This window comes from Bradyrhizobium sp. BEA-2-5 (assembly GCF_032918025.1).
Lineage (GTDB): Bacteria > Pseudomonadota > Alphaproteobacteria > Rhizobiales > Xanthobacteraceae > Bradyrhizobium > Bradyrhizobium pachyrhizi.
The window spans coordinates 4244763-4262940 of sequence record NZ_CP136629.1 but is presented as its reverse complement, the minus strand read 5'-3'; the positions used below and the strand labels follow the sequence as shown (position 1 = coordinate 4262940).

17 protein-coding genes are annotated in these 18178 nt (G+C 64.5%); 6 read left to right on the top strand and 11 right to left on the bottom strand.

The window, feature by feature from the left end; translation table 11 throughout:
- Positions 1-3 precede the first annotated feature (3 nt).
- A complete protein-coding gene (gene tgt / locus RX327_RS19855; protein ID WP_317246870.1) occupies positions 4-1137 on the bottom strand; it encodes a tRNA guanosine(34) transglycosylase Tgt in 1134 nt (377 codons plus the stop codon).
- Positions 1138-1385: 248 nt separating this feature from the next.
- Between tgt and RX327_RS19850 the strand changes: the two genes are divergently transcribed.
- From RX327_RS19850 to RX327_RS19840, 3 genes are all read left to right on the top strand, one after another.
- Positions 1386-2519: a patatin-like phospholipase family protein gene (locus RX327_RS19850; RefSeq protein ID WP_317246869.1), complete on the top strand. Its 1134-nt coding sequence runs from the start codon at positions 1386-1388 to the stop codon at positions 2517-2519.
- A 96-nt stretch (positions 2520-2615) separates the two neighbouring features.
- Entirely contained in the window at positions 2616-3377 is a 762-nt protein-coding gene (locus RX327_RS19845) for a TetR/AcrR family transcriptional regulator (RefSeq protein WP_317246868.1), read from the top strand.
- Between the two features lie 262 nt (positions 3378-3639).
- Entirely contained in the window at positions 3640-4257 is a 618-nt protein-coding gene (locus tag RX327_RS19840; protein WP_050384363.1) for a PepSY domain-containing protein, read from the top strand.
- 85 nt (positions 4258-4342) lie between these two features.
- On the opposite strand, the gene RX327_RS19835 is transcribed toward RX327_RS19840, so the two are convergent.
- A complete protein-coding gene (locus RX327_RS19835; protein WP_283087423.1) occupies positions 4343-4471 on the bottom strand; it encodes a hypothetical protein in 129 nt (42 codons plus the stop codon).
- Positions 4472-4589: 118 nt separating this feature from the next.
- On the opposite strand from RX327_RS19835, the gene RX327_RS19830 reads away from it, so the two are divergent.
- Positions 4590-5627: an aspartate-semialdehyde dehydrogenase gene (locus tag RX327_RS19830; RefSeq protein WP_317246867.1), complete on the top strand. Its 1038-nt coding sequence runs from the start codon at positions 4590-4592 to the stop codon at positions 5625-5627.
- A gap of 368 nt (positions 5628-5995) precedes the next feature.
- Here the strand turns inward: RX327_RS19830 and queA are convergent, their stop codons facing one another.
- The 5 genes from queA to coaD all read right to left on the bottom strand — a co-directional run bounded on the left by queA (position 5996) and on the right by coaD (position 9187).
- Positions 5996-7072: a tRNA preQ1(34) S-adenosylmethionine ribosyltransferase-isomerase QueA gene (queA, locus tag RX327_RS19825; RefSeq protein WP_317246866.1), complete on the bottom strand. Its 1077-nt coding sequence runs from the start codon at positions 7070-7072 to the stop codon at positions 5996-5998.
- Between the two features lie 125 nt (positions 7073-7197).
- Positions 7198-7662, bottom strand: a complete 465-nt coding sequence (locus RX327_RS19820) for a peptidylprolyl isomerase (RefSeq protein ID WP_317246865.1) — start codon at positions 7660-7662, stop codon at positions 7198-7200.
- Positions 7638-8075, bottom strand: a complete 438-nt coding sequence (locus RX327_RS19815) for a hypothetical protein (RefSeq protein ID WP_317246864.1) — start codon at positions 8073-8075, stop codon at positions 7638-7640. Before RX327_RS19815 ends, RX327_RS19820 begins: the two co-directional genes overlap by 25 nt.
- A gap of 5 nt (positions 8076-8080) precedes the next feature.
- A complete protein-coding gene (locus RX327_RS19810; RefSeq protein WP_317246863.1) occupies positions 8081-8644 on the bottom strand; it encodes a peptidylprolyl isomerase in 564 nt (187 codons plus the stop codon).
- Positions 8645-8689: 45 nt separating this feature from the next.
- Positions 8690-9187 carry a pantetheine-phosphate adenylyltransferase gene (gene coaD / locus RX327_RS19805; protein ID WP_317246862.1) on the bottom strand — a complete coding sequence of 166 codons (498 nt, stop codon included), beginning with the start codon at positions 9185-9187 and terminating at the stop codon, positions 8690-8692.
- A 267-nt stretch (positions 9188-9454) separates the two neighbouring features.
- Here coaD and RX327_RS19800 point away from each other — a divergent pair, with 267 nt between their 5' ends.
- Positions 9455-9712 (top strand): hypothetical protein, encoded by a 258-nt coding sequence (locus tag RX327_RS19800; RefSeq protein WP_317246861.1) that lies wholly within the window; start codon positions 9455-9457, stop codon positions 9710-9712.
- Between the two features lie 166 nt (positions 9713-9878).
- Entirely contained in the window at positions 9879-11777 is a 1899-nt protein-coding gene (locus RX327_RS19795; RefSeq protein WP_410712194.1) for a potassium transporter Kup, read from the top strand.
- A gap of 115 nt (positions 11778-11892) precedes the next feature.
- Here RX327_RS19795 and RX327_RS19790 read toward each other — a convergent pair whose 3' ends face one another.
- The 4 genes from RX327_RS19790 to RX327_RS19775 form a co-directional block, all read right to left on the bottom strand.
- A complete protein-coding gene (locus tag RX327_RS19790; protein ID WP_050384361.1) occupies positions 11893-13668 on the bottom strand; it encodes an adenylate/guanylate cyclase domain-containing protein in 1776 nt (591 codons plus the stop codon).
- Between the two features lie 169 nt (positions 13669-13837).
- A complete protein-coding gene (gene gyrA / locus RX327_RS19785; protein WP_317246860.1) occupies positions 13838-16564 on the bottom strand; it encodes a DNA gyrase subunit A in 2727 nt (908 codons plus the stop codon).
- A 225-nt stretch (positions 16565-16789) separates the two neighbouring features.
- Complete coding sequence (locus tag RX327_RS19780; protein ID WP_050384359.1) at positions 16790-17188, bottom strand: DUF2306 domain-containing protein; 399 nt, start codon at positions 17186-17188, stop codon at positions 16790-16792.
- A gap of 253 nt (positions 17189-17441) precedes the next feature.
- Entirely contained in the window at positions 17442-17930 is a 489-nt protein-coding gene (locus tag RX327_RS19775) for a single-stranded DNA-binding protein (RefSeq protein WP_317246859.1), read from the bottom strand.
- Positions 17931-18178: the final 248 nt, after the last annotated feature.

Below are 18178 nucleotides of genomic sequence, written 5' to 3'. Positions count from 1 at the left end.
AGCTCATCTTGGAGCGATGTCACCGCGCGCCCAACCGGCGCGCGTTTTCGTTCTGAAGTCCTCGAACGTGCCGTTCGCCACCGCATCGCGGATGCCCTGCATCAGCTGCTGGTAATAGGCGACGTTGATTTCGGACAGCAGCATTGCCCCAAGTGTTTCGCCCGACCGCACCAGGTGATGCAGATAGGCGCGCGAATAGCCGTTCGCCGCCGGCCACGGGCTTTCTTCATCGAGCGGACGCGGATCGTCGACGTGCCGGGCGTTGCGCAGGTTGATCTGCCCGAAGCGGGTGAACGCCATGCCGTGGCGTCCGTTCCGTGTCGGCATCACGCAATCGAACATGTCGATGCCGCGCTTCACGGCTTCGAGGATGTCGTCGGGCGTGCCGACGCCCATCAGGTAGCGCGGGCGCTCTCTCGGCAGCAATGGTGCGGTCTCGTCGATCATCGCCAGCATCACCGCCTGCGGCTCGCCGACCGCGAGGCCTCCGATCGCGTAACCGTGAAAGCCGATGCCAGTCAGCCCGCGCGCGCTGGCGTGTCGCAGATCCGGGACGTCGCCGCCCTGCACGATACCGAACAGCATGTAGCCGTCGGGGGCGTTCTCGAAGGCGCGCTTGCTTCTCTCGGCCCAGCGCAGCGACAATTGCATCGCGCGCTCGATGTCGGCGCGCTCGGCCGGAAGCCGCACGCATTCGTCCATCTGCATGGCGATGTCGGAGCCGAGCAAACGCTGCACCTCGATCGAGCGCTCCGGCGACAGTTCGACCTTGGCACCGTCGATATGCGAGCGGAAAGTGACGGCGTTCTCGCTGACCTTGCGCAAATCCGCCAGCGACATCACCTGGAAGCCGCCGGAATCCGTCAGCATCGGTCCGTTCCAGCCGGTGAACCGCTGCAATCCGCCGAGCGCGGCGATCCGCTCCGCGCTCGGACGCAGCATCAGGTGGTAGGTGTTGCCCAGCACGATGTCGGCGCCGGCATCGCGCACCTCGCGCCAATGCATCCCCTTCATGGCACCGGCGGTCCCGACCGGCATGAAGGCCGGCGTCCGCACGACGCCATGCGGCGTGGTCAGCCGCCCGGTGCGCGCGGCCCCATCGGTTGCCAGCAGCTCGAAATGATTGGGAAGATTCATGCGGCTGCTTATTGCGTGTCGCCGGTGCCCGATCAACCCGTCGGATAACGGCCCTCGCGCGACTTCGTGAACACGGACAACCGGCCGGACGCTTGCCTTGCATCATCAGCTAGCTTAAACAAAACGAAACCGTGTCGTTTTATGACGACAATATGGCAACCGGCTCCCCGCAGCGACGTCGATCCGCGAACGTGACTGGCAGAGATGGTCTTACCCCTAGCGTCCGGCCCGCCGGCGCCGGCCCTTGGATGACGGCTGCCTGCGCGATCCGGCAGGCGGTGCTGCTGTGCGGCCTCGCCCTAGCGCTTTCGGCCTGCAGTTCGCTGCCGCGGATGCCTTACACGGCCGCCGACGCCGCCAATTCCCGCGTGCTCGATCTCGATGGGCTGCGCCGCTATGCCGACGAGCCGGCATCAAAATTCAAGCTCGAGAAGCGCAGCGTCGCGCCGATCACGAGTTATCTCGCCCTCTCCGGCGGCGGTGCTGACGGCGCCTATGGCGTCGGCGTGCTCAACGGCTGGACCGCGGCCAGAACCCGCCCCACTTTCACCGTCGTCTCGGGCGTCAGCACCGGCGGCCTGATCGCGCCGTTTGCGTTCCTCGGTCCGCAATATGACGACACGCTGAAGGAGGTCTACACCAGCGGCATCGCGGAGAGCCTCCTGAACGACCCCAGCATCATGCGCGTGCTGTTCGGATCCGGCCTGTTCGGCAACACGCGGCTGCGCGAGCTGGTCGCGCGCTATGTCGGTCCGGAGATCTTGAGCGAGGTGGCGCGCGAAAACGCCAAGGGCCGAAAGCTCCTGATCGTCACGACCGACCTCGACACCCAGCGCACTGCGATCTGGAACATGGGCAAGATCGCCGCGGTCGGAACGCCCGAGGCCCTGAAGCTGTTTCGCGACGTGATGGCGGCCTCGGCCAGCATTCCGCTGGTGTTTCCGCCGATCATGATCGACGCCGAAGGCCAGGGCCGCAGGTTTCAGGAGATGCATGTCGACGGCGGCGTGACGGCCCCGGTGCTGACACTGCCGGAAGCCCTGCTGTTCCACGAGCGCGGCTGGCCCGCCAACAGCCGTATGAATATCTACATCCTCGTCAACAAGAAGATCGAGCGCAACTTCGAGCTGGTGTCGAATTCGACGATCGACGTCGCCTCCCGCAGCATTTCCGCGATCACGCAGGCGCAGACGCGCTCGGTCATCCTCTCGACCTATGACTTCGCCCGGCGCAACCGGCTGGGTTTCCATCTATCCTACATCGAGCGCGACTATCCGGCGCCGGAGACGCAGGGCTTCGACACCGCCTATATGCGCGCGCTCTACCAGTACGGATACGACAAGGCCGCCGCCGGGCAGGCCTGGACCGCGACGCCGCCGTAGGCGGCCTGCTCCCGGTACCGCCGAATGGACGAATCCGCTCGGCGCGGGTTATAGACCGGACGGACCCGTCCGACGCACAACGAGATGAATGGGCAAATGGGATTGACCGCAACCAAGGCCAAGGTGGCCAAGCGCAGCGTGATCAAGTCACGCGGCGGCCGGCCGACGCGGGACGCTGCGATCGAGCGCGACCAGCGGCTGATCGAGGTCGCCACCCGCCTTTTCCTGGATCGCGGCTTCGAGGCGACCTCGCTCGATGCGGTCGCGGAAGCGGCCCGGGTGAGCAAGCCCACGGTCTACGGTCAGTATGGCGACAAGCGCGGCCTGTTCGCCGCGGTGCTCCGCCGCGAGATCGCCCGCTGGCTTGCCCCGCTCGCCGCCGCGGCGGCCGAAGCGCAGGCCGGCGGCAACTGCGACGGTTCGGTCGAGGAACGGCTGACCGAGCTCGGGCGTCAGTTGTTGGTGCTGAATTGCAGCGCCGACTCCATTGCCTTCAGCCGGATCCTGACCGCGCAGGCAATTAATTTCCCCGAGGTCGCCAAGCTTGCCGTCGACGAGGGCTGGTCGAAAGCGGTGTCCACCACGGCGGATTTCTTCGACCATCTGGTCGACAAAGGCGCCCTCGACCTCGAGGACACCACGATCGCGGCCGAGACATTCCTCAACATGGTGGTCGGCCACACCCACCGGATGGCGACATTCGGAATTCCGATTGACATGAAGACCGCCGAGACCCGGATGGAAGTCTCGATCCGGCTGTTTCTCGCCGGCGCCGTCGGGCCGCAGGACCGGCTTCGTGATGCGGCCAAAGAGGCGATCAAGGAAGCGACGAAGACGCGCCGTCGCCCGGCCCGCTGACAGTTTTAGGATCGTTGCATCGCCTCACACGTTGTCGTGATGAGCCTTGAAGGAAACAGAACGAAACCGTATTGTTTAGTTGCAATGGGACGCGAGACCCAAGTTCAGCCCCCCAACGGTTTCGTGTCGCCTTGTAACTTCGATCGTCACGACGGAGCTGCCGCCATCGCTCCGTCTGAACGTTCGGCGGCCGACCTCTGACTAACAAAGGTCGGCCGCACTTTCTCTGCCCGGGCGGCGGTTCGACGCGACGGATGCGACCATGACGACGGGACGATTACACGCACTGCGGCATTGGGCATTCGGCACGCGGCTGCTGGCAACCGCGCTCATTGCCCTGCCCTTCGCGACGCCGGCGCACGCGATCACGAGCTCGACGGCCGCAGCGCTCACCCCGCAGGATAACGACACCGCGCTCGACGCGCACACGGTTCGCCGCGAGCTCGACAGCTTCCAGGCGGCCCAGATCTCGCTGCGCAAGGCGATGGCGATTGCGGAGGCGCTGCATTCCGGTTCGATCACCGCCGACATCAGCTTCGACGGCGCGTCGGAGCCCGCGGTCTACCGGGTCAAGACTATGCAGCAGGACCGCATCTGGCGGCACGCCATCGACGCGGCGACCGGCGAAGTGGTGGGTGGCGAGGCCGCCGCGCCGCTGAAGTCGCTCGGCGCCGAAGACCGTGACAACCTCGTCGTGCTCAAGGCGCTCCGGCATCGCCTCGCCGACGCCGTGCGGGTGGCCGAGCGCACGACCTCCGGGAAGGCGATCAGCGGCGGCCTGATGCGCGAACGCGGCAAGCTCAATTTCGTCATCGTCGTGCTCGCCGGCAGCGACCTGAAAGAGGTGATCCTCGAACCGCCCGGCGCGCGCAGGCGCTGAGGCCAAGAGCGTTTTCGAGCGAAGCGGACAGCGGTTCGCGTGAAGAAAGCGCGTCAAAACAAGAAGCTAGAGCTTCGGTTCTGATTCAATCAGAACCGAAAATGCTCCAGGCGGGCATCGCCAAGTTTTCGCCCAAAAGCCGTTGACGGACGCCGATCTGTCCCGCATAAGTCCGAGCCATGATCACCGCGACCAAACGCACCAGCAAAACCACCAAGCCCTCCGGGGCCTCGGGAGGCGTGCGCGCGTAGTCGGTCGAACCGCATCATCTCTGCCCGAAGCCCCGCCTGATGAAGGTCCGGGGCTTTTTTGTTGCCTGAAATACAACTCGAATGGAGGACAAAGTGAGTAACGATCCCGTCGTCGCGATTGTCGGCGTCACCGGTGCGGTGGGCGCCGAATTCATCGCCACCATGGACAAGCGCGGCTTTCGCGTCGGCAAGCTGAAGGCGCTCGCCAGTGCCCGCTCGGCCGGCAAGACGGTGTCGTTCCGCGGCAAGGACGTCGTCATCGAGGAATTGACCGAGCGGTCTTTCGAAGGTGTCGACGTCGCCCTGTTCTCGGCCGGCGGCAGCATCTCCAGGAAGTTCGCGCCGATCGCGGTCAAGGCCGGTGCGGTGGTGGTCGACAACTCCTCCGCCTTCCGCATGGACCCGAACGTGCCGCTGGTGATCCCGGAGATCAACGCCAGCCGTATTCGCGACCACAAGGGCATCATCGCCAACCCCAACTGCGCGGCGATTACCGCGCTGGTGCCGCTGTGGCCGATCCACCGGCAGAACCGCATCAAGCGCGTCATCATCTCGACCTACCAGGCGGCATCCGGCGCAGGAGCCGCCGCCATGGAGGAACTCGTCGAATCCACCCGCGCCAACCTCAACGGGCAGGTTTATACGCCCAGGGTGATGCCGCACCCCTACGCCTTCAACCTCTTCAACCACAACACCGCCGTCGATCCCGACACCGGCTACAACGACGAAGAGACCAAGGTCATCAAGGAAACCCGCAAGATCTTCGAGGACGACACCATCGCGGTCGGCGTCACCTGTGTCCGCGTGCCGGTGCTGCGCGCCCATTGCGAGGCCATCACCTTCGAATGCGAGAGGCCGATCACCGAGGATCAGGTCCGCGCCATCATGGCGCAGGCGCCGGGTGTGAAGGTCGTCGACGACCGCGCCAGGAACTACTTCCCAATGCCGATCGACGCCTCGGGCCAGGACGACGTCCTGGTCGGCCGCATCCGCAAGGACCTCAGCGACGCCAGCGGGCATTCGATCTCGATGTTCGTGGCGGCCGATCAGCTGCTCAAGGGCGCAGCGCTGAACGCGGTGCAGATCGCGGAGCTGCTCCCTGAGCGTGCGATGGCGTGAATGTAAGGACCGTCATCCTGAGGGCCCGCGCAGCGGGCGTCTCGAAGGATGCATCGGCCCCAGTCGGGCCGTCGCCCTTCGAGGGCCGCTGAAGAAGCGGCCACCTCAGGGAATGTGAATATATGGCGGAGGAGCGGTGCCAAACATTCAATGTCGTCCCGGCGAAGGCCGGGACCCATAACCACCGAAGGCCATTGTTGCGCAGGGCTGGGGCCACAGCCTTCCTCAACAATTAAACCCTGTGGTTATGGGTCCCTGCTTTCGCAGGGACGACGTCGGACATGTTGTCCCGCCTTCAGTCCCGTCATCCTTCGAGGCTCGCTCCGCTCGCACCTCGGGGTGACGGCGACAAAGTTGAGCTCGCTTAACTACCTGCCTGCGCGAAACAGCAAACACGCATCGCCATACGAATAGAACCGGTAGCCGCTCGCGATGGCGTGCGCATAGGCCTGCTTCATCGTCTCGAGCCCGGAGAAGGCCGAGACCAGCATGAACAGCGTCGATTTCGGCAGATGAAAATTGGTCATCAGGACATCGACGGCGCGGAAGCGATAGCCGGGCGTGATGAAGATCGCGGTCTCGGCCGCGAACGGCTGGATCGTGCCGTCGGCATTGGCGGCGCTTTCCAGCAGCCGCAGCGACGTGGTGCCGATCGCGACGATCCGGCCGCCCTTTGCGCGCGCGGCATTCAAGGCGGAAGCAGTCTCGGCGGTGACGCAGCCCCATTCGGCATGCATCTTGTGCTCCGAGGTCTCCTCGGTCTTCACCGGCAGGAACGTCCCTGCCCCCACATGCAGCGTGAGACGGTGCAACTCGACGCCGCGGCTCCTCAGCGCGGCCTCCAGTGCCGGCGTGAAATGCAGACCCGCGGTCGGCGCCGCCACCGCGCCTTCGTTGGCCGCGAACATGGTCTGGTAGTCGGCGAGATCCTGGTCGTCAGGCGTGCGCTTGGAGGCGATGTAGGGCGGCAGCGGCGGGCTGCCGAGATCGGCGATCGCCTGGTCGAGCGCTGGACCATGGAACGAGAACGACAGCGTCACCTCGCCCTCGCCGCCCTTGGCCTCGACCTCGGCATCGAGATGGCCGAGCAAGCACACCTTGCCCTCGTTGCCGAAACGGATGCGGTCGCCGGCCGTGAGCTTCTTCGCCGGCTTCACCAGCGCCTGCCAGCGCGAGCCGTCGAGCCGCTTGATCAGGGTCGCCTCGATCTTCGGCTCGGTCTCGCGGCCGATGCGGCGGCCCTTCAATTGCGCCGCGATCACCTTGGTGTCGTTGACGACGAGCTGGTCGCCCGGCTTCAGCCATTGCGGCAGGTCGGCGATCGAGGCGTCGCGCAGCACGCCTTCCGGATGCACCACCAGCATCCGCGCGGCATCGCGCGGGCTCGCGGGGCGAAGCGCGATGCTTTCCGGGGGTAGTTCGAAGTCGAAGAGGTCGGTGCGCATCTTACTCAGCAACGTCGTTCCGGGGCGATGCGACAGCATCGAACCCGGAACCTCGAGATTCCACAATGCGCAATTGCGCATTGGGGTTCACGCTTCGCGTGCCCCGGAATGACGGAGTGTTTGACTTACGTCGCGTCGACGGCCATCCGCGCCTTGACGATCTTGTCCGGATTCATCACGGGCTCGCCGCGCTTGATCTTGTCGACGTTCTCCATGCCCTCGGTGACCTTGCCCCAGACCGTGTACTGGTTGTCGAGGAAGCGGGCATCGTCGAAGCAGATGAAGAACTGGCTGTCGCCGGAATCGGGGTTGGCGGCGCGGGCCATCGAGGTGGTGCCGCGCACATGCGGCTCCTTGTTGAACTCTGCCTTCAGCTTCTTGCCGGAGCCGCCGGTGCCGGTGCCGTGCGGACAGCCCGTCTGCGCCATGAAGCCCTCGATCACGCGGTGGAACACGATGCCGTCGTAGAAGCCCTCGCGCACGAGCTCCTTGATGCGTGCGACGTGGTTCGGCGCAAGGTCGGGCCGCATCTCGATGGTGACGGGGCCCTGCGTGGTCTCGAGGATCAGGGTGTTTTCGGTGGCAGCCATGCTCGCTTCTCCTGGCTTCGGGGTGGATACTGCTTATTCCTGAACGGGATTGCGAATGGACGGCCGGCGACCGCGCCGCCCAGGCTCTCGGTAAATGGCATCGGCGTGCAGCGTTGCAACGCCTCCATCACCGCGATCCGGTACGCAATCCGGTCGTTGTCGGTCGCCTCCTGCGATTCATAGCTGATCCTGGGATGTCCGAGGATTGCGCCCTCGCGGTTGAAGCTGACAATGACGGTGATGTCGATCGGGCCGGCCTTCTCCGCCGGCGGCGGCCGCCAGCAGCGGTGGATGGCAAGAACAACGTCCTTGATCGTATTGAGTTGCTCCGGCTCGGCCTGCACCGGTACGGCCAGCGTCAGGCAAACCAGCGGCGCGGCGAACCAGGCGAGTGGTTTGCAGCGCGCCGCCATGCGGATCACTTGATGTCGGAGGCGACCTGAACCTTCACCATCTTGTCGGGATCGGTCACCGCGCCGCCTGGCGAGCCCGGGGGCGCCTTTTTCAGCTTGTCGACGACGTCCATGCCCTGCACGACCTCGCCGATCACCGTGTACTGGCCATCGAGGCTGCCGCCATCGGCGAACATGATGAAGAACTGGGAGTTGGCGCTGTCGACGCTGTCGCCGCGGCGGGCCATGCCGACGATGCCGCGGGCGAAATGCACCTTGGAGAATTCCTGCTTCAGGTTCGGGTATTTCGAGCCGCCGGTGCCGTTGAAATTCTGGCCGTCGCCCGTCTGCGCCATGAAGCCGTCCATCACGCGATGAAACGGCACGTTGTTGTAGAAGCCCTCCCGCGCGAGCTGCTTGATGCGCTCGGCATGCTGCGGCGCGATGTCGGTCCTGAGCTTGATGACGATGCGACCCTTGGTGCTGTCGATGACGATGGCGTTGGCCTTGTCGAGGTTCGCCGGCAGCGGCTGCGCGACCGCGGGCACGACGCAGAGCAGCGCGGCAACGAATGCAAGAATGCGGATCATGGCAACTCCGGAGCTTTAACGTTGAGGTGTGGCAGGCCGCCGGGATCAGCCGGCGAACTTGGCCTTCAGGCTAGCTGCGACCGATGACGGCACGAATGCAGAGAAGTCGCCGCCCATCTGGGCGATCTGGCGCACCAAAGTGGCGGTGATCGGGCGGACCATGGGAGAGGCCGGCAGGAAGACCGTATGCACCTCGGGCGCCATCGCCTCGTTCATGCCGGCGAGCTGCATCTCGTAGTCGAGGTCGGTGCCGTCGCGCAGGCCCCGGATCATCAGCGTGGCCTTGGCCGCGCGCGCCGCTGCGACCGTGAGATTGTCATAGGTTGCGCTTTCGAAGGCGCAGCCCGCCTGCTGGGCGATGGGGTCGAACACCTCATGGACCATGGCCAGCCGTTCCTCGATGGAAAACAGCGGCTTCTTGCCGGGATGGACGCCAATGGCGACGATCAGGCGGTCGCAGAGGAAGACGGCCTGTTTCACCACGTCCAGATGGCCGTTGGTGACGGGATCGAAGGAGCCGGGATAGATCGCGATACGGGACATGGTCCCTCCTAACCCGCCCGGCTCTCCCCGGCAAGCCGCCCGGGTTCCATCGCCCGCTCGAAACAAATTTCCAGTCGTCCAGTGAACGAGTCCTGGGATGCCAGCGTCTACGAGGGTGAATGTTTCGTCGGCCGTTGGCGGACGAAACAGAAGCGGTCCGCGACGAAACCATTTCGCGGGGCGGCGAAGACACCAGGAAACTTGCGGCCGGTAGACATTGGACAACGAAACGACGGGCCTGGGCGGCCCGATCAACTGGGGACCGTCATGATCAAGGCACTTTCCGCCATCGCTGTTGCCGCGTTCATTGCCGCTGCGCTCACCGTGCTGCCGGGCTTTGCGCCGCAGGTCGAAGCCTCCACGCCGCAGCCGCTGGCCAAGAGCGACCGGCTCGACATCCGCAGCGTCGGAAAGGACTGCTCGCAGCAGGCCTGGCCGAACTTCGAGGCCTCCTGCCTGCGCACCGCCGGCACCAAGACGGCGGTTCGCGAAGCCCGCCTGGTTACCGCCGACCGTACCCCGTAGCCCGCATTCAATCGAACTCCCTCGTCAGCCTGGCGTAAGGTCAGGCCGTCACACAAAACCCAATGGTAATTTGCGACGTCCCGTCGCAGACTATCGTCTAAGGCGCCCGGCCGGATGATCCGGCGGGCGCAGCCATCGGGGGATTGCCGTGACGAGTACGCCCGCCATCGTTTCTTCTGGCCACCCCCCGTCCAGTCCGATCCCGGTTGCCGTCACGCTCGGTGCCATCGGCGTCGTCTATGGCGATATCGGCACCAGCCCGCTCTACGCTCTGAAGGAAGCCGCCAAGGCCGCCACCCATGGCGGTCCCCTCACCGAGAGCGCGGTGCTCGGCGTGGTCTCGCTGATCCTGTGGGCGCTGATCCTCATCATCTCGATCAAATACGCGATGCTGATCCTGCGCGCGGACAACCGCGGCGAAGGCGGCATCGTCGCGCTCTTGGCGCTGCTCTCGGCGCGCAACGCGGCGCCCGGCACCTGGCGCGCCCATCTTCTGGTGGTCGGCCTGATCGGCGCCGCCCTGCTCTACGGCGACGGCGCCATCACGCCGGCCATTTCGGTGCTGTCGGCAATCGAGGGCCTCAAGGTCGACGCGCCCTCGCTGACCCCTGCGGTGGTGCCGATCACCGTCGTGATCCTGATCGGCCTGTTCATGATGCAGAAGCAGGGCACCGGCTTCATCGGGAGGATCTTCGGCCCGGTGATGCTGTTCTGGTTCGCCGTGCTGGCAGCCCTCGGCATTCACGGCATCGTCAAGGCGCCCGGCGTGCTGGTTGCGCTGAGCCCGCTCTATGCATTCGATTTCCTGATCCATCAGGATTTTCACGTCAGCTTCGCCATCCTTGGCGCCGCCTTCCTCGCGGTGACCGGCGGTGAGGCGATGTATGCCGACATGGGGCATTTCGGCCGCTTTCCGATCCGGCTCGCCTGGTTCGCTGTCTGCCTGCCCGCCTTGGTGCTGAACTATTTCGGCCAGGCCGCGCTGTTGATCACCGACCCGACCGCGATCGAAAACCCGTTCTTCCAGCTCTCGCCGGACTGGTCGCATTACCCGCTCGTGCTGCTCGCGACCATCGCCACCGTGATTGCTTCGCAGGCCATCATCTCGGGTGTGTTCTCGCTGACCCAGCAATCGATCCAGCTCGGCTTCCTGCCGCGCATGCACATCGAGCACACCACGAGCGATGCGATCGGGCAGATCTACGTGCCGCTGGTGAACTGGATGCTCGCCGCCGGCACACTCGGCGCGGTGCTCGCCTTCGGCAGCTCCGACGCGCTCGCTGGCGCCTACGGCATCGCAGTGTCGCTGTTGATGGCGATCACCACGCTGCTTGCAGCGCTGGTCGCGATCCAGTGGGGCTATTCGCCGATCATCGTGATCGCCGTGAACGGCTTTTTCTTCGTCATCGACGCGATCTTCTTTGCGGCGAACTCGACCAAGCTGTTCGAAGGCGGCTGGTTCCCGCTGCTGCTTGCGGCGGCCGTTGCGTTCCTGATGCTGACTTGGCGCGGCGGCGTGAAACTGGTCGAGACGGCGCGCAGCAAGCTGCGTCAGCCGGAAGAAGATCTGATCGAGACCGCGGTCAACAAGTGCCACAGCAGGCTGCCGGGCACCGCCATATTCCTCGCCTCCGCCCCCAACGGCGTGCCGCTCGCCTTGACCCAGTTCGTCAAGCACAACCACGTGCTGCACCAGCGCGTGCTGCTGGTCACCGTCCAGATCGAGGAATCCCCGCGCATCTCGGACGAGGATCGCGTTGTGGTTCACGACGTCACCCCGGGCATCATCCGGGTCATCCTGCGTTACGGCTTCATGCAATATCCGACCGTGTACGAAGGGCTGAAACTCGCCTGCCGTCAGGGCAAATTGCCCGGTCTGCGTCTGACCGATGTGACCTACTACATCGGTCGCGAGACCATCATTCCGCGGGAAGACATTCCGGGCATGTGGGTGTGGCGGGAATCGCTATTCGCGTTCCTGCAGCGCAACGCCGAACGGTCGGCGGCGTTCTTCGGCGTGCCGACCGGACAGGTCGTGGAGTTCGGGACGGAGATCGAGATTTAATCTCGTCGCCTGCGTAGCCCGGATGAAGCGAAGCGCAATCCGGGACAATGGAAACCGCACCGCAAGCCACCGGATTTGGTTCGCTGGCCACCTCGTCGGCGCCCGCAGGCACAATTCATTCGGGCAATCCCGCCTTCTGAAGCCCCTCGATCAACAGCTGCGCGTTTGGGTACCCGCCCCTGGCGATCATTGCGGATATTGTAAAGGCGGGATCGAGCTGAAGCAGGAGCGCCGCCGCCTCACGCGCCTCCGCGTCGCGTCCGAGATGGGCGAACGCGGACGCGAGACAACGGTAAGCCAGCGAATAGGAGGCATTCTGGCGCCGGCATTTGTTCGCTGCGGCAATGGCCTCGTCAAAGCGGCGAAGCTCGATGAAGGCCATCCCCATCCCAACAAACGTGATGGGTAGCCGCGGGTCTAACGGGCTCAGGCGGATGGCGCGTTCAAAACTCCGGACCGCTTCATCCGGAAGCCCGGCAACTCGATAGACACTGCCTCTGGCTGTCCATGCGCGATATGAATTCGGATTGAGAGCGACCGCCCGGTCGGCCAATTCGATCTCACTCTCACAATCGCCGACCATGTACGCCGAGGTGAGGGAAACCCAGGCTAATGTTTCCGCATCCCCATCGTCGATGCTCAATGCCAGGCGAAGCAGCCGAACCGCTTCCTTGCGGTCAAATTGAGGATCGACGGCATGCCCCCAAAGGATGTTCTGCATGTGCGCGAGACCTGCCAGAGCGGCGACAAAGCCGAACCGGGGGTCAAGCTCCAAAGCACGATGCGCCAGCCTGATCGCCTCGGCCAACCCGTCGGCGGTCATCAGGTAATGCTGCTGCATGGCGCGGAGATAGAAATCATAGGCGGTGAGGTTCTCCGGTCGCCGTGCCGACAGGCCGATTTCGATCTGCAGCAATTTTGGTTGAATGGCCGAAACGACGGCGACGGTCACCTCGTCCTGGAGGGCGAATATATCCGTCAGGTCGCGCTCGAACCTGTCTGCCCAGATGTGCGTTCCGGTCACCGCATCGATCAACTGCCCGGTGATGCGAACCTTCCCCGCGGCCTTGCGCACAGACCCCTCAAGGACATAGCGGACGCCAAGCCTGCGGCCGACCTCCTTGATATCGACCGCCCGGCCCTTGAAGGTAAAACTCGAATTTCGGGCGATCACGAACAGCCATTTGAAGCGCGACAGCGCGGTGATGATCTCCTCGACCATTCCGTCCGCGAAGTATTCCTGCTCGGGGTCGCCGCTCATATTCTCGAACGGCAGCACGGCGATCGACGGCTTGTCGGGGAGCGCCAGAGCTTGCGCGCTGTCGACCGGCGGCTCGATCGGCGCGCCCGCGGGATGGCCCGCATTTACCCTCAATCGCCACGCGCGCATCGGCTCAGCAATGTTCTTCAGGTTCTGCGAGCCCATGTCCTCGAACACGGCATCGACCTTGCCGCGGATTTGACGTTGCGCATCGTCCGAGATGCAGATTCCGCCGGGCTCCGCGATCCCTTCAAGGCGGGCGGCGATATTGACGCCGTCTCCAAAGATATCGTTTTCATCGACGATGATGTCGCCGACGTGGATACCAATGCGGAATTCGATCCGCTTGAGTTGCGGCACCGTGGCATTTTGCTCGGCCATTCCGCGCTGGACCTCAATCGCGCAACGCACCGCATCCACGACACTGCCGAACTCGGCGAGCACGCCGTCGCCCGTGTGCTTGACGACCTTGCCACGGTGTTCGCTGATCTTGGGATCAGCGAGTCCACGCAGACGCTCCCTGAGCCGGACGTGTGTCCCTTCCTCGTCCAGGCCGGTCAGCCGACTATATCCGGCCACGTCAGCCGCGAGGATCGCTGCAAGCCGCCGTTCAACGCGATGATCGGTCAAAACGGCCTCCCGAGATCGGTAGATCCGCCGGACCCCATCAAAGCATAGGGCGTTGCCCTTGGGCTAGGGGCGTGAGGCAGGCCGCCGGATTCCCGGAGCCTGTCAACGGGCGCGCATGTTGCGCGTCCGTTGGCGGCATTCGGGCTGGGGGTTCTCGGAAACGGCGGCGCTAGCCGCCGTTGCCGTTCTCGCCGTTTGCCTCTTCCGTGATGTGCTCGACCGACACCACATGCTCGTCCTCGGCGGTGTCGAACACGATCACGCCCTGGGTCGAGCGGCCGGCGATGCGGATGCCTTCGACCGGGCAGCGGATCAGCTGGCCCTTGTCGGTGACCAGCATGATCTGGTCGGCATCCTCCACCGGGAAGGAAGCCACCAGATTGCCGTTGCGGTTGTTGACGCTCATGGCGACGATGCCTTTGCCGCCCCGGCCCGTGGTGCGGTACTCGTAGGACGAGGTCCGCTTGCCGTAGCCGTTGACGGAGACGGTCAGCACGACCTGCTCCTGCGCCGACATCTCGGCATAACGCTCCTGCGACAGCTGGATCGCATTCGCGGTCTCCTCGCCCTCGGCCTCGACCGGCTCCTCGGTCGTGGCTTCGCCGGCCACCGCTCGGCGCATCTTCAGGTACGCCGAGCGCTCGTCGGACGTGGTCTCGACATGGCGCAGGATCGCCAGCGAGATCACCTTGTCGCCCTCGGCAAGCGCGATGCCACGCACGCCCATCGAGGTCCGTCCGGTGAACACGCGCACGTCGGTGACGGGGAAGCGGATGCACTGGCCGCCCGCAGCCGTCAGGAGCACGTCGTCGCGCTCGGTGCAGATCTGCACGTCGACGATCGCCTCGTTGTCGTCGAGCTTCATCGCGATGATGCCGGAGCGGCGGACGTCGACGAAGTCGGACAGCTTGTTGCGGCGGACGTTGCCGCCGGTGGTGGCGAACATCACGTCGAGATTGCCCCAGGTCGACTCATCCTCCGGCAGCGGCATGATGGTGGTGATGCGCTCGCCCTGCTCCAGCGGCAGGATGTTGATCATCGCCTTGCCGCGCGCGTTCGGCGCGGCCATCGGCAGCCGCCAGACCTTTTCCTTGTAGACCTGGCCGCGCGAGGAGAAGAACAGCACCGGCGTGTGCGTGGAGGCGACGAACAGGCGGCTGACGAAATCCTCGTCGCGGGTCTGCATGCCGGAGCGACCCTTGCCGCCGCGGCGCTGGGCGCGGTAGGCCGACAGCGGCACGCGCTTGACGTAGCCGGCGTGGGAGACGGTGACGACCATGTCCTCGCGCTGGATCAGGTCCTCGTCCTCGACCTCGCCTTCCTGCTCCATGATCACGGTGCGGCGTGGCGTGGCGAACTCAGCCTTCACCTCGGCGAGTTCGGTCTTGATGATGTCGAGGATGCGCGCGCGCGAGCGCAGGATCTCGAGATACTCGCCGATCTCGCCCGCGAGCTTGTCGAGCTCTTCGGAAATCTCGTCGCGCCCCAACGCGGTCAAGCGCTGTAGGCGAAGCTCCAGGATGGCCCTGGCCTGCTCCATCGACAGGCGAATCGTGCCGTCCGTATTGATCCGGTGCCGGGGATCGTCGATCAGCGTGATGATGTCCTCGACGTCGCGGGCGGGCCAGTCGCGCGTCATCAGCGTTTCGCGCGCAGCCGCCGGCGTCGGCGAGGTGCGGATCACGCGAATGATCTCGTCGATATTGGCGACCGCGATGGCGAGGCCGACCAGGATGTGGGCGCGGTCGCGCGCCTTGCCGAGCAGGAACTTGGTCCGCCGGGTCACCACCTGCTCGCGGAACGCGACGAAGATGGTGAGCAGGTCCTTCAAATTCATCGTCTGCGGACGGCCGGAATCCAGCGCCAGCATGTTGGCCGGGAAATTCGTCTGCAACGGCGTGAACTTGTAGAGCTGGTTCAGCACCACGTCGGGCATGGCATCGCGCTTGAGCTCGACGACGACGCGGTAGCCGTCGCGATCGGACTCGTCGCGAAGATCGGAGATGCCCTCGATCTTCTTCTCCTTGTAGAGCTCGGCGATGCGCTCGACCATGGTCGCCTTGTTCACCTGATACGGGATCTCGGTGATGACGATCGCTTCGCGTTCCTTCCGGATCGTCTCGAAGGCGACCTTGCCGCGCATCACGATCGAACCGCGGCCGAGATGATAGGCGCTGCGGATACCCTGACGTCCGAGGATGATACCGCCGGTCGGGAAATCCGGGCCCGGGATGATGTTGATGAGCTCGTCGATGGTCAGCGACGGATTGTCGATCAGCGCCACGCAGGCATCGACCACCTCGCCGAGATTATGCGGCGGGATGTTGGTCGCCATGCCGACGGCGATGCCGCCGGCGCCATTGACCAAGAGGTTCGGGAACCGGGCCGGCAGAACCGACGGCTCCTTCTCCGAATTGTCGTAGTTCGGCTGGAAATCGACAGTTTCCATGTCGATGTCGGCCAGAACGGCAAGCGCCGCCCGGGTCAGCCGCGCTTCCGTATATCGATAGGCGGCCGGCGGATCGCCGTCGACCGAACCGAAATTGCCCTGGCCGTCGATCAGCGGCACGCGCAGGGAGAAATCCTGCGCCATGCGGACCATCGCGTCGTAAATCGACTGGTCGCCATGCGGGTGATATTTACCGATCACATCACCGACGACGCGCGCGGATTTCACGTATTTCTTGTCCGGCGTATGTCCCTGCTCATGCATCGAATAGAGGATGCGGCGGTGCACCGGCTTCAACCCGTCGCGCGCATCGGGCAGCGCACGGGCCACGATCACGCTCATGGCGTAATCGAGATAGGACTTCTTCATCTCCTCGTAGATGGAAACGGGGCGAATGTCCGAGGGTCCCGGCGGCTCGCCGGGCTTGTGGTCGTCGTTATCGGACAATGGGGAAATCCGGTCGGTTCTACTGGGGAATCATATAGCCCATCAGGGGCCTGATAACCACCCTTGCGCGGCTCCGGCAAGCCGTTTTTCCGTTCGTTTTTTCATGCACTTACGGGTGGAGCGCCGAGGTTCCGGCTGCTTGGTCGCGAAGCGCGTGGCGAAGGGCGAATAGCCCATGGAAAAATCCCCTATTCGCTATCCGCCATTCGCTACTCGCCTCTCCCGTCAGTGGCCGAAAACCACCGCGTGCATGATCCGCCCGGGCATGAAGGTGAACAGCCCCGCGACGAGCAGTGCGCCGAAGAAGATGCCGATCATCGTGAACCTGTGGCGGCGGACATTGTGGCTCCGTGCGGCCGTCACGCCGAGCGCCAACATGGCGAGCGAGAAGATCGACAGCAGGTGGATCGGGCTCCAGGGACCGACCAGCTGGATCTGATGGATCCAGAACGAGCTTCCGGCGACCACCAGCATCAGGATCACCCAGATCCAGCCGAGGGTCCGGTGCGGCATCGTGCCCTTGGGGGCGGCGAGCTGGATGGAGCCGAGCACGAAGGCGGCCATCGCGGCAAAGGCGTGGAGCGGGATCGCAGGCGCGGCGTCGAGCAATGGCGCGAGGCTCATGGTGGCGGCCCTCGAGTGAAGCTCGCGGCATTCCACTCGCCGCAGACCAATGTAAATATCATTCACATCGAGATGTGTCAAAGTCCCGTGGAACCGCAACGGTTCCCTGTCAATGCTCAAATGAGATCAGCCGAGTGCAAGGTTATCCTCATAACCCACACGAAGACAGCCCTACCCGCAATCAGGACGCCGCTCCGGAGAATGATCTTCACGGAACGGCGCCTGACGGAATTGACGGAAGCGCGACCGCTGCTCAGAACGGGATATCGTCGTCCATGTCGCTGTTGCGGCCGCCGCCGGCGGCGACGGGACGGCGCGGTGCCGAACTGACCGGTCCGGCCGAGCCGAAATCGCTGCCGCCATCATCGGAGAAGCTGCTGCCTCCACCGCCACGCCCGTCGAGCATGGTGAGGTTGGAGTTGAAGCCCTGGAGCACGACCTCGGTCGAATACTTCTCGACGCCGCTCTGGTCGGTCCATTTGCGGGTCTGCAGCGCGCCCTCGATGTAAACCTTGGCGCCCTTCTTCAGGTATTGCTCGGCGACCTTGCAGAGCCCTTCATTGAAGATCACCACGCGATGCCACTCAGTCTTCTCCTTGCGCTCGCCGGTCGCCTTGTCACGCCATGTCTCCGAGGTAGCGATGGAAAGGTTTGCGATCGGACGGCCGTCCTGCGTCCGCCGGATTTCCGGATCCTTGCCGAGGTTGCCCACCAGGATCACCTTGTTCACGCTTCCTGCCATCGCATCATCTCCACTCAAAAACCGGGCGTCCGGACATCGGTCGCCACTCTCAACCTTCGCCACTTACATCGCAGGCGTCGTGGATGACCCTATACGCCGGTGCCGGCTCGCCGCCTTTGCCGTCGCGCCGGTTATCCACGATATTCGAGATATAGCATCGGATCCGGCGCCGTTCCAGTTTTGTTCGCCACAACCAACCGTAGAAGTGGCCAGTGCCGTCGGAGCGGCAGTCGATCTCGGCACCGGCC